The 5,485-nt window shown below is 60.7% G+C and carries 5 protein-coding genes; 1 reads left to right on the top strand and 4 read right to left on the bottom strand.

Annotated elements, in window-relative coordinates:
• Window positions 1-103 precede the first annotated feature (103 nt).
• Complete coding sequence (locus tag VJS90_RS06005) at window positions 104-1,135, top strand: LacI family DNA-binding transcriptional regulator (protein ID WP_324120023.1); 1,032 nt, start codon at window positions 104-106, stop codon at window positions 1,133-1,135.
• A gap of 10 nt (window positions 1,136-1,145) precedes the next feature.
• Here VJS90_RS06005 and VJS90_RS06000 read toward each other — a convergent pair whose 3' ends face one another.
• The 4 genes from VJS90_RS06000 to VJS90_RS05985 all read right to left on the bottom strand — a co-directional run.
• Window positions 1,146-2,339: an MFS transporter gene (locus tag VJS90_RS06000; RefSeq protein WP_324120021.1), complete on the bottom strand. Its 1,194-nt coding sequence runs from the start codon at window positions 2,337-2,339 to the stop codon at window positions 1,146-1,148.
• Window positions 2,340-2,816: 477 nt separating this feature from the next.
• Entirely contained in the window at window positions 2,817-3,359 is a 543-nt protein-coding gene (locus VJS90_RS05995; RefSeq protein WP_324120019.1) for a cupin domain-containing protein, read from the bottom strand.
• Between the two features lie 103 nt (window positions 3,360-3,462).
• Complete coding sequence (locus tag VJS90_RS05990) at window positions 3,463-4,614, bottom strand: MFS transporter (RefSeq protein ID WP_324120017.1); 1,152 nt, start codon at window positions 4,612-4,614, stop codon at window positions 3,463-3,465.
• 333 nt (window positions 4,615-4,947) lie between these two features.
• Window positions 4,948-5,485 (bottom strand): LrgB family protein (locus tag VJS90_RS05985; RefSeq protein ID WP_324120015.1); only part of this gene is annotated, 538 nt, incomplete at its 5' end.

The following is a 5,485-nucleotide window of genomic DNA, read 5'->3' as shown; positions in this document are numbered from 1 at the left end:
ACACCAAATGAGGCAAAACTCGGCAAAAAACCCAGTAATCGTTATCATGCAGGGCATAGAGCCGAGTCCTTGCAGCGGGCAAGGGAACCGAAGAGGGACGAATGTGACTACAACATTGAAATCGGCAGGCCGCGTCAAGGTGACGGATGTTGCGAAAGCGGCAGGCGTTTCGGTGGCCACCGTGTCGCGCAGCTTCAACCTGCCGACCCACGTGCGCGATGACGTGCGGGAGAAGGTCCTGGCCATCGCCGCCAAGCTGGGGTACAGCCCCAACCCCGCGGCCAAGGCGCTGCGCCTGCAGAAGACCAACCTGATCGGGGCGATCATTCCAACGCTTGACCATGCCATCTACGCGACCATGATCAAGAGTTTCCAGGACAAGCTCGCCGAGTATGGCTATGTGGTCTACGTCCTCAGCTGCGGCTTTGATGCAGGCTCGATCTTCGAGAAGGTAAAGCTGCTGGTCGAGCGTGGTGTCGAAGGTCTGTTGATCGTTGGCGAAGTGGCTGATCCGGCGCTCAAGAAGTACCTGCAGGAACACCGGATGCCGGTAATCTGCACCTACTCCTACCTCAAGGACAACGAATTCCCCTTTATCGGCTTCGATAACTACCAGGCGACCCAGCAGCTGGTCGAATACCTGCTAGGCCTGGGACACCGCAATTTCGCGATGCTCACCGGCCCCATGAAGGGTAATGATCGGCAGCAGGCCCGCTACCAGGCCTTCACCGATACCTTGAGCGGCTACAAGGAAAAATGCGCTCACTTCAAGTACGAAAGCGAAGGTGGCTACACCATCGAATTCGGCGAGCGCACGCTGCGGCGGATTCGGCTGGAACACCCCGAGGTTACCGCCGTCATCTGCAACAGCGACGTCATCGCCTTCGGCGTGCTGTCGGCCTGCAAGAAGCTGCAGCTGGATGTGCCGCATGACATCTCGGTCGTTGGCTATGACAACCTGGAGTTTGCCGAGTATCTCGAACCGCCGTTGACCACGCTGGCGATTCCGGCGGGCGAAATGGGTGTTCGCAGCGCCGAGGGCTTGATCTCCAACCTCAAGCATGGTCAGGAGATCAAACCGGTGCTGCTCGGTACCCAGTTGATGGTGCGCCAGTCGAGCCACTCGGTAAGCTGAGTGGCTGCCTTCACGAGCGCCGGGCTGTCGCGAATGGCAGGTCGGCCCTCAGGGGCGCCGCTTTCAGGCGCTGCAACCTCACCTTGCGCAGGTGACTGCCCATGAGCAGCACAAAGGCTACGAAAGGGATGATCATCGAAAGCTTCAGCCCATAGGACTCGGCCAGATAACCAATGACGGGTGGAGCCAGCAGGAACCCCGTGTAGCCAAGGGTTCCGTTCATCGCCAGACCGAGGCCCGGGGCGCCGGGATACGCCTTGCTTGCCTGGCTGTACAGCAGCGGGGTCATGTTGGAGAGGCCGACGCCGACCAGGATGAACCCAGCGATGGACGCCAGCGGAACGGGGAACAGCACGGTCAGCGCGATCCCCAGGGCCCCTACCCCGCCTGAAAACGTCACAACGATATTGGGGCCGAACTTTCTGATCAGCACATCGCCGGCTAGCCGGCCGATGGCCATGGCGAAACTGAACGCGCCAAAGGCAAAAGCCGCGATACTGGCCGAGGTATGGCTGACATCGGTGAGATAGAGCGAACTCCAGTCAATGACCGTGCGCTCGATGAACAACGCCAGGAACGTCAGGCCGGCAATGCACAACAACGTGCGGTTTGGCCAGGCGAAGCTCTTCGGCTTGCTGACAGGACGGCAATCGCCGCCCACGTCCACGTAGGGACGCAGGTCCGCCAGCCAGAACGAGGCGATCAGCGTCACCACGGCGGTCATCACGGCCGACAGCGCCAGGCAGTGCATCAGCCCCAGCTTGCTGGACAGCAGCGATGCGACGGCCGATGCGCCGGCGAGCCCGCCGATGCTGAACACGGCGTGGAAAGAAGACATCAGCGGACGACCTCTGCGCGCCTCGACCAGTGATCCGTGCGTGTTCATCGCCACGTCCAGGATGCTGTTGGCGATACCCAGGGCAAAGACTGCCGCCGCTAGAGCCCACGCCGAGCCGGCCAGCCCACAGAACGGCAGCACCGCTGAAACCAGAACCCCGCCCAGCACCAGCGCCTTGCGGCTGCCAATGCGCGTGACCAGCGCGCCGGCCAGGCACATCATCAACATGGTCCCGGCGGCAAAGGCGCTCAAGACCACGCCGAGCTCGGAATCACTGAGCCGCAATGCCTGTCTCATGCCAGGGATGTTGGTTGCCCAGATGGCAAGGACAGCGCCATTGGTGAAGAAAACGGCCGATGTGGCCATGCGCGCACGACTTGTTATTTTTTGTTCAGACACGTCTACCTCTCACAACTTCAAGCGTAGTCACGCGCCAGGCTCGATAACCAGGCACGGTACTGCATGATTCACGGCTGATCCGAAATGGCCGGCCTGATCATCACTGAGCTAGCAGGAAATGTTCCACCTGGATCTCGTCAACCCTGTGAGGCAGATGAGCGGTGGCTGGAAAGGCAGAAAAGCATTCAAGGCATTAGGCACTGTGGATCCCCGCGTAGCGATTGTTATTGGATTGGGGTGCAGGCCATCCATGGCGCGCAGGTGCTTCATGTAAATGCCAGGGCGATTGAGCCCCGGCTTTCCGACTCACGCACTCGTGACGCGTGTAATCGTTTACAGTTTCATGACGCAAATTAGCAGAACTGTTTGTCAGCGTCGACTTTTTTCATTGGGCCGAGCGGCCGCTGGCGCAGGCCACATGAACGAAGGCTAGTCCCGCCGGCATCAGCGGTGCTTTTCGAAGACAGGAATGTAGGCATCCTGCAGGGGAGGCCCAAAGGCTGTGGTTTTTTCGATGTCCAGGACGTTCTGCGGACGCGGGAATGGTTCAGGCGCAGGCTGCCCGGGATGGCGCTCGATACCGATGTCGCGGAAAAACAGCTCCAGGCCGTTGGGCTGGATGAACCACAACCAGTGCAGCTCTTCATCGCTATCGTTGATGAACATGTGCCGTCGGTTCTTGCCGACAAAAATCGTCACGCCCGGCTCGACGATGTGCTCGACCCCGTCTATGCGCGCCTTTCCTTTGCCACGGATGAAGTGCAACACCTCATCGTGGACAGGATGATAGTGCTCACGCACGTAACTGGCCGGTGGCAGTGTCTGGGTACCGAGACTGAAGGGGCTCTGGATGTCGAGCTCCTCAGGATCGATGCGTACCGAGATGAAGCCATTGGCAGGCACTGGCTGCCAGTAGTCCTTGCCATCGTCCGGCCCTAATACCAGGATGTCGCCTAGCTCTTTGTCACCTTTCACCACTTTGGTCATGCCCTGCTCCTTCAATGACTGGGGATTGCAGTGTTCGGCAAGCGCCGACACTCTCAATGTAATCCTTTACAGAGGGTCAATGCAAAGCTGCCGGTTTAAAAAATCACCTTCTGACAAAGCGACCGGACACCGCCACGCCGATCAAGCCAAGCGCGACAGTGCCAAGGGACAATTGCAGCGAGCTCAGGTGAGCGACGAAACCGATGAATGCCGGTCCAACCAGAACCCCCGCGTAACCCACGGTAGTCATCGCCGGGATCGCGACCGCTTTCGGCATCGACTGCTGGTCCGCAACGGCGGCGAACAGCACCGGGACGATATTCGCGCAACCCAGACCTATCAGCCCATAGCCGACCAGGGAGATACCCCAGGTATCGGTCGCCAGCGAGACGAGCATGCCAGCCGCAGCGAGCGCACCGCCCGCCCCGACCACCCTGCGGCGTCCAGCCGCGGCAACGATCCGGTCGCCCAGCAGGCGCCCAGCGGTCATCGCCGCCGCGAAGGTGGCGTAGGCAAGCCCGGCGAGTTCAGGCTGCAGGTGCTGGTGGGAAACGAGGTACAGCCCGCTCCAGTCGAGCATCGCGCCTTCGGCAAGGAAAACGATGAAGCACAATGCCCCCAGAAAGAGCACTTCCCCGCGAGGAATGGCAAACAATGGCGCAGACTGCTTTTCTCCCGCTTGAAGCAGTCCGGGCAGCGAACGGTACAGCGCCACCAGGCTGACACCCACCACCGACAGCACCGCATGCAAAGGCGTGAACCCGAGCTTGAGCATCGCCGTCATGCTCAACGCCCCAAGGATGCCGCCCAGGCTGAACAACCCATGGAAGCTGGACATGATCGGCTTGGGGCTCTGCGCGTTGACTTCCACCGCCTGGATATTCATGGCGCAATCGAGTGCGCCCATGCCGATGCCGAAGATGATCAGTGCTGGCAGCAGCAAGGTGACGGAAGACAAAGTGGCAAGCAGCGGCAGCATCGCCAACAGAACCAACGTCCCGCTGACGATCACCCGGCGGCACCCCCAGCGTGATACCAATCCTCCAGCGATGGGCATTGCCAGGATCGAACCGATACCCAGGCCGAGCAACAACAGGCCAAGCACGCCCTCGTCCAGGACCGCGCGCACCTTGAGTAGCGGCACCAGGGGCGCCCACGAGGCCAGGCAGAACCCGGCGATGAAAAAGACCAGGCGGGTCGAAGCGACCTCGGCCGAAGAAGACTGGAGGGTTGTCGATGAAGCGGTGCCTAGCATGCAAAAACCAGTGAGTTGACGATTTGAGGGAGGGAATCATGGTAGAGCTGGCAGGGGAATTGCTTGCCAGCTGTAATCCTTTTCATGATAGATGTTTCGGAGGTATCCATGCACGTGCTTTCTTCTGTCGCAGGAATTCGCTCGGACAGCCGGGCACACGGTCAGTTCAGCCGCGTGACGGTGGCAAATCCGTCCCCCCAAGGCATGGCCCGGCTGCTAGCGGTAATGTTCGGACGATGGGGTGTTTCCACCGGCGCCGACTCGTCCAAGGGAACACCTGAGTAGATTGGGAACAGACCGGAGGGGCTGCAGGCGAGCAGCCCTCTGGAAGGGTCAGACCAAAGAAAGCACAAGCGGCAGGAAGACTGCCGTTCCTACGCCCATCAGGCTCATTGCGAGTGCGGCATAGGCCCCGTGTTCCTGGCCTTCTTCCAGCGCCCTGGAGGTGCCTACGGCATGTGCTGTCAACCCAAGCGCCATGCCCACCGCCGCTGGATGCGATACCCGGGCAAACTTGAGCAAGGAAGGGCCAAAGACCGCCCCGAGAATACCGGTCAGCAATACGAAGACAGCCGCGAGCGCGGCGATGCCCCCTGCCTGGTTCGCAACAAGCATTGCGATGGGCGAGGTCACGGACTTGGGCGCCAAGGTCATCAGCATCGCGTGATCGATACCCAGCAGGTGCCCAAGCAACAACGTCAGGCCGGTCACCAAGACACCGCCACAGCCCACGGTGATCAGGATCGGCCACAGCAGCCGCCGGATACGTGCCAGGTTCTGGTAGAGCGGGACGGCGAGCGCCACGGTCGCCGGCCCCAGCAGCAAGTTCAGAATGCCGACCCCCTGAAGGTATCGTTCGTAGGAGATCCCT

It is taken from the genome of Pseudomonas sp., assembly GCF_035277045.1.
Taxonomy (GTDB): domain Bacteria; phylum Pseudomonadota; class Gammaproteobacteria; order Pseudomonadales; family Pseudomonadaceae; genus Aquipseudomonas.
Note: the sequence above shows the minus strand (reverse complement) of the source record. Positions and strands in the feature narration are given on the sequence as shown.

Excerpts from the sequence above, each read along its gene's own strand:
- VJS90_RS06000 (WP_324120021.1), bottom strand. The coding sequence starts at position 2,339 with ATGGCCACATCGGCCGTTTTCTTCACCAATGGCGCTGTCCTTGCCATC.
- VJS90_RS05990 (WP_324120017.1), bottom strand. The coding sequence starts at position 4,614 with ATGCTAGGCACCGCTTCATCGACAACCCTCCAGTCTTCTTCGGCCGAG.
- VJS90_RS05995 (WP_324120019.1), bottom strand. The coding sequence starts at position 3,359 with ATGACCAAAGTGGTGAAAGGTGACAAAGAGCTAGGCGACATCCTGGTA.